Source organism: Deltaproteobacteria bacterium, from assembly GCA_016208165.1.
Taxonomy (GTDB): Bacteria; Desulfobacterota; Desulfarculia; order JACQYL01; family JACQYL01; genus JACQYL01.
On sequence record JACQYL010000030.1, the window covers coordinates 1 to 6040 of the forward strand.

The 6040-nt window shown below is 56.6% G+C and carries 6 protein-coding genes; 3 read left to right on the plus strand and 3 right to left on the minus strand.

Features of this window, described 5'->3' with window-relative positions:
* Positions 1 to 338: 338 nt before the first annotated feature.
* The 3 genes from HY788_06660 to HY788_06670 form a co-directional block, all read right to left on the minus strand.
* Complete coding sequence (locus HY788_06660; protein ID MBI4773849.1) at positions 339 to 1781, minus strand: CoA-binding protein; 1443 nt, start codon at positions 1779 to 1781, stop codon at positions 339 to 341.
* 63 nt (positions 1782 to 1844) lie between these two features.
* On the minus strand, positions 1845 to 2513 hold the full coding sequence (locus tag HY788_06665; GenBank protein ID MBI4773850.1) for an acetate--CoA ligase family protein: 669 nt from the start codon (positions 2511 to 2513) through the stop codon (positions 1845 to 1847).
* A gap of 177 nt (positions 2514 to 2690) precedes the next feature.
* Positions 2691 to 3497, minus strand: coding sequence for an IclR family transcriptional regulator (locus HY788_06670; GenBank protein ID MBI4773851.1), 807 nt, complete (start codon positions 3495 to 3497; stop codon positions 2691 to 2693).
* A gap of 327 nt (positions 3498 to 3824) precedes the next feature.
* On the opposite strand from HY788_06670, the gene HY788_06675 reads away from it, so the two are divergent.
* From HY788_06675 to HY788_06685, 3 genes are all read left to right on the plus strand, one after another.
* The gene (locus tag HY788_06675; GenBank protein ID MBI4773852.1) at positions 3825 to 4814 is read left to right on the plus strand and encodes an NAD(+)/NADH kinase; all 990 of its coding nucleotides are present in this window, start codon (positions 3825 to 3827) and stop codon (positions 4812 to 4814) included.
* 11 nt (positions 4815 to 4825) lie between these two features.
* Positions 4826 to 5803 (plus strand): thiamine pyrophosphate-dependent dehydrogenase E1 component subunit alpha, encoded by a 978-nt coding sequence (locus tag HY788_06680; GenBank protein MBI4773853.1) that lies wholly within the window; start codon positions 4826 to 4828, stop codon positions 5801 to 5803.
* The coding region (locus HY788_06685; GenBank protein ID MBI4773854.1) for an alpha-ketoacid dehydrogenase subunit beta at positions 5803 to 6040 on the plus strand (238 nt) is incomplete at its 3' end. The genes HY788_06680 and HY788_06685, both read left to right, overlap by 1 nt.

Here is a 6040-nt window from a genome sequence, read left to right on the forward strand (position 1 = left end):
CACTAATTAACCCACGCTACAAATCATATACCGGCCCAACTTGCCCTATCAAGGCCCCGAGGATCGGGACATAGGAAGAATTAGGATGGATCGCGGGTGGAATGCCGGGAATCTCTTTCCGCGGGACCACCTCTCCAAGGGCCTTGCCGACAATGCGTCCTTCGTGGGTGATTTGTTCACGAATTCCATAGGGTGGGGTATTAGGGAACAAGAAAAGGGCGGGCATGCGCAGCCCTCCGAAAGCGAGGGAAAGGGGCAATAACGTGCGCGGTGCGCACCCTACGAAAATAATCACCTGGGATGGAAAAAATAAACGCATGGGATGGAAGTGGGAGAGGTCAGCCACCCTGACAAAAGGTCCGATATCGGTTCAACGCGGCTACGGCTTTGATGGCTCTCTCGGAGGAAGGAAACACCGGAATCGAGTTGGATTCGAGGCGAACCGCCATATCGTGTTCCTCGGCTCCCATGGAGGTATTCCAGAGGATCAAGGGCTTGCCGACTCCGCTCATTTTGATCAGTGATTTCACGACCTGTGCATTCCATGCCTTGGCCATGTCATCGCCTCCTTCCGGGCCGTCGCCCGCGGCCTCGAGCAGGGTGGGCGGCATCTGCATCACCGTGCAATCCACGTTATTGTCTTCGGGTATGGCGAGCATCGTATCGAAGAAGCCTCCTATGTCGGACAGGTGAAATTCCATGCAGATTCCGGCGTCAAAGGGGTTCAGAGGGATTTCCCACTTGGGAAAAATCCGTTTCAGTTTCCCATGCGTGGTTTCGTCAAGGCGGGCAAAGGAAAGCCCGTGCGCCTCGCAACTGTCCGTGGCCATGACGCCTTCTCCCCCGGACAGGGTAACGATGGCGAGTCGAGGTCCTCTGGGCGGCTTCAGCATTTGAAAGGCCTTGGCCAGTTCAAAAAACTCCTCGAGGTTCTGAGCACGAATGGCTCCCGCCTGCCGGAGGACGCCGTCGAACACCCCATCGTTTTCGCCGGCGAGGGCGCCCGTGTGCGAGGCAGCGGCTTTCGAACCGGCTGCGGTGCGTCCCGTCTTGAGAATGATCACCGGCTTTCGCCTGGACACGGTTTTCAGAAGATTGAAGAAGTCTCGGGCGTTCCCGTGAAGACTCTCGATATGCATGGCAATGACTTCGGTTTCCGGATCCTTGTGGAAATACTCGAGTGCGTCCACTTCGTTGATGTCCACCTTGTTTCCCATGTCCATCATCTTGTTCACTGCAAGGTTTGAAAAGATCCAGTTCATCTTGGGATCATAAAAGCCCGATTGAAATGCAAACGAGAGACCTCCGCGTTGCATCTTCTTGATGACGTTGAAACTGACGGCCAACCGTATCGACGTATTCACCGGGCTCAACGTGTTGGGTCCCAGGACCCGGATGCCGTTGCGCCTGGCGAAGGCGCCGATGTTCTTGTGCAGCTCCTGTCCTTCATCACCCCCTTCCGAAAATCCACCGGAGATGATGACCACGTTTTTCACACCCTTCCGCGCACATTGTTCCATGACACCCATGGTCTTCAAAGCCGGTACGGCGCTTACCACCAGGTCCACCGGTTCATGGAGATCGGTCAGCGCCGGGTATGCTTTCAGGCCCAGGATTTCTTCGGAATGCGGGTTAATAGGGAATATCCTGCCTGTAAAGCCAAGGCGCACGAGGTTCCTCGTGAGCTGAAAATTCATCTTGAACGGGTTGTTCGTGGCGCCGACCATGGCGATGGACTCGGGATTGAAGAACTTATCCAGAAAATGATCTACCGTGTTCACGATTGGGTCCTTTCAACGTTGAGAAGGCGCGGGAGTTTCCGATTCATCCGGTGCGGCCGGGCGCTAGTTCAAGATTACCAGTGCGTCCACTACGATGGGCCGGGTTCCGGATATAATGACCGGGTTCAGGTCGATTTCCTTGATGGCGTCGTGCTCGAGTCCGATGCGCCCCACGGATATCAGGATATCGACCAGAGCGTCCAGATCCACGGGTTCCAGGCCGCGCACGGCCTCCAGGATCCGGCGCCCCTTGATCTCTTTCATCATTTCCAGAGCGTCTTTCTTTTCGAGGGGGGCCATCCGAAAGGAGACGTCTTTCAAAATTTCCGTGAAAATCCCTCCCAAACCGAACATCACGCACGGACCGAACTGGGGATCGCGAATCAAACCCACCACCAGTTCCCGTTGACCTCGGATCATCTCCTGGATCAGTATGGACCCGGCTTGCCCGTTCATGGTCCGGACAATCTCCTCGAAGGCGCGCTCGGCTTCCCGATCGTTCCGGATGTCCATCCGGATGAGCCCCTTTTCGCTCTTGTGCCGGACGTCCGGCGAACATCCTTTCAGCACCAGGGGATATCCTATTTCGCGGGCCGCGGCCCCGAGTTCCTTGATGTCATGGATCAGCACTTCTCTGGTGACCGGGATTCCAAAATGACTCAAAAGCTGTTTGGACTCGTACTCGCTAAGACTGGACCTACCCTCACGCACGGCTTGTTCTATGAGTTTCATCTGCCTCTCCTCATGTCCAAAATCCGACACCGCCCATTGTTCTCAGGCGTTGCGGTAAAAGGTGTTCGCTTTCCACGGTTGCGCGTCGTCCGAAACGCGACATGGATATCCGTCGCAGGCCATTCACGCGCACCTTGCCCGAAGCCACACGTCATAAAAAACCGGTAGAGTGCGACGTTATTCAATCCGCCCGTCCCTCTTCCCGGGATGTCTTCCCATGTTTCGAGAGATCTCCGACGCTGTTTCCACAGTCAATCGGCCCAACGCGTCCACATCTTTCAGCTCGAAACTGAGTATCGTAGCCGCAATGCTCAATCCACCGGCAATGTCATCCTTGAAATCGTAAATCGGGGCGGCCACGCGCCGCACACCTTTTCTAAGCTCCTGATCTTCAAAGGCATACCCGTTTTCTCGGATCTTCTGAAGTTCTTCCTCGAGCTTGTCGAGATCGGTGATGGTGTGTTCCGTGACCTGCGGCAGTCCGATTTTTTGGAGCACGTTTCGCCGTTTGTCCGGATCCATGTGGGCCAGGTAGACTTTGCCGACGGAAACGGCATGGAGGTACGGAAAAGCGCTTCCCACGCGCGAATAGAGACGAACGCCTTCCGTGCCCTCGATCTGTTCGATCAGGATGAGTTGATCCCTGTCGAAGGTGCTGAGTTCGATGGTTTTGTGCGTTACCTGAGCCAGTTGCTGCATGCTCGGCCACGCTTGGGAGCGCAACTGGATTTTGTCCTTGAGTCGATGGCCCAGATAAAGCAGCCGCATACCCAGGCGATAGCCGCCTCTTTGCCCGATACGATCGAGGACCCCTCGATCACAGAGGGTATGGAGTATCCGGATGAGCGACTGCCTCGGGATCCGTGTTTTCTCAAGGATTTCCGAAAGCGACAGGTCTCGCTCCGTGGAGGCCATGAGTTCGATGACATCCATGGCGCGATCCACCGCCGGAGCGTGCCGGGAAGCTTTCTTGTCAAGAACCATATTTGGTATCCTAATGTTCAAATATGGTCTTATTAAACACCGGCCGGCCTGTCAAGGTCCAAATGACATCTATTCTATTGCTCCGCCGCCCTTCATGGTCTATGCGTCCATCCCGAAGGGTATCGGCGCAAAAAAGCATTGTGTTTGCCGTTGCAGGGATTTACTATGTCAAAAAATCACGGAAGCGACTCGCTGTGGTTCGAAGAAAGGCTTACGCATGACACAACCGGCTTGACTGCGAAGCAAGGAGCTTCGCGGTATCCTCCTTTCAACCGGTTCAACTTATGAACGCGGGCCAAAGGAACGGTAGGCAAGGAGAAAATGCTTTTGAAACCTGTTGGAATTATAGCCAATCCGGCCTCCGGTAAAGACATACGACGCCTGGTCGCCTATGGTTCGGTTTTTGACAACAACGAAAAGGTCAACATCGTGCGAAGGGTAATCCTCGGCCTGGATTCGCTGGGAGTTCGCACGGTCTTCTTCATGCCGGACTTTTACGGCATCGGGGTCCGCGCCATGGACGGACTGGATGTGTCCCTCGATGTTTGCTTCCTGCAAATGGAGCCCGAAGGAACCCAGGACGATTCGACCCGGGCCGCCCGGCTCATGAACGAGCTGGGGGTGGCCTGTATCATCACCCTGGGCGGCGACGGCACTAACCGTGCCGTGGCCAAGACCTGCCGGAACACACCCCTCCTGCCCATATCCACCGGAACCAACAACGTGTTTCCCGCCGTGGTGGAAGGCACCCTGGCCGGTATCGCCGCGGGCGTGACCGCGCTGAATTCCGCTTCCGACGCCGAGTTCATCAAGCGGGTTCCGCGTCTGGAAATCCGGCGGAGCACCCAACTGGTGGACATGGCCCTCGTAGACGTAGTCGTGTCCGAACCCGGTTTTATTGCATCCCGGGCCTTGTGGGACGTTTCGAAACTTCGGGAGATTTTCCTGGCCAGGGCGGAGCCCGAGAACATCGGGTTCTCTTCCATAGGCGGACTTCTTTGCGGATTGAACCCGGACTCGGGAAAGGGCGTGCATATTATCATTGGTGAAGGAAATTGTAGGGTCAAAGCCCCCATTGCTCCGGGTCTGATTCGCACGGTCCCCATTAAGGAGTTCCGCATTTTCGAGCCGGGCGAGGAAATCCCGATTTCTCAAACACCCGCCATGATTGCTGTGGACGGCGAACGAGAGCTGGTTGTCAAACAAGGAGATCGGTTATCCGTGGCCCTGAACCTCGAGGGCCCCAGGGTGGTCGATATCGCCCTGGCCTTGAGGCAAGCCTCGGACAAAGGTCTTTTCTTTGAACCTCAATCTTAGGGAGACGGATCATGGAACTACCAAAGGAAAAGCTTCTTGGGATGTACAAAACCATGGTGGCCATCCGGGGATTCGAGGAGTCCCTCGCCGACGCGGTCGCCAACGGAACCCTTCCGGGTTTCGTCCACCTTGGCGTTGGTCAGGAGGCTGTCCACGTGGGTGTCTGCTCCGCCCTCCGGCCCACGGACTGGATATCCAGCACGCACAGGGATCACGGCATGATCCTGGCCCGCGGAGCGGATATCAAGCGCATGCGCGCCGAAATCTTCGGCAAGGTTACGGGTTACTGCAAAGGCAAGGGCGGCTCGATGCACCTGGCGGCCTTTGATAAACGGGCTCCGGGTTGTAACGGCATTCTGGGACCCAGCCAGACCATTAACAACGGCATCGCCCTTGCCTTGAAAAAAGAGGGAGCGGGCAACATCGCCGCCGTTATGTTCGGAGACGGCGCGGCCCACCGAGGAGAGTTCCACGAAGCCCTCAACCTGGCGGCCTGCTGGAAACTGCCGGCTCTGGCCATTTGCGTGAACAACCAGTTCGCCATCAGTACCTGCGTGGACGACGTCTGCGCCGTCGAGGACATTGCCGCGCGTGCGGCGGCTTATGGGATTCCGGGTCTGGTGGCGGACGGCAACGATGTCATGGCCGTGTACGAAGCGGTCTCCGAAACGGCCAAATCCATTCGCGAGGGAAAGGGACCGGCTCTTATCGAGCTGAAGACCTCCCGCTGGCGCGGTCATTTCGAGGGCGATCCACAGCCGTACAGGACAGCCGAACAGATCCAGGAAGACAAGAAGAAAGATCCCATCGCACGTTTCGCCGCCCAACTGCTGGAACAGGGAGTGGCCACGGAAGTAAAGCTGCAGGCCCTCAAGAAAGAGGCGGACCAGGAACTCCAGGAAGCCATCGATTTTACGGACAGGAGTGCGTATCCTTCTATGGAGGAAATCTTTACCGACCTGTTCTACGAGGAAGGGAGGAACGTCTGATGCGCCAAATCACATTTATCGAAGCCATAAGGGAAGCTCTCCGTCACGAAATGACCCTGGACGAGAAGGTGTTTGTTTTTGGTGAAGATGTGGGCGGTTTCGGCGGGTGTTTCGGAGTGACCGCGGGCCTGTATCAGGAATTCGGTCCCGATCGCGTAATGGACACTCCCATATCCGAGGCGGCGATCATGGGAGCGGCCGTCGGAGCCGCGCTCATGGGACTGAGGCCCGTGCCGG

Coding starts and splice junctions, on each gene's coding strand:
- HY788_06665 (MBI4773850.1), bottom strand. CDS start 2,513: ATGAAACTCATAGAACAAGCCGTGCGTGAGGGTAGGTCCAGTCTTAGC.
- HY788_06670 (MBI4773851.1), bottom strand. CDS start 3,497: ATGGTTCTTGACAAGAAAGCTTCCCGGCACGCTCCGGCGGTGGATCGC.
- HY788_06680 (MBI4773853.1), top strand. CDS start 4,826: ATGGAACTACCAAAGGAAAAGCTTCTTGGGATGTACAAAACCATGGTG.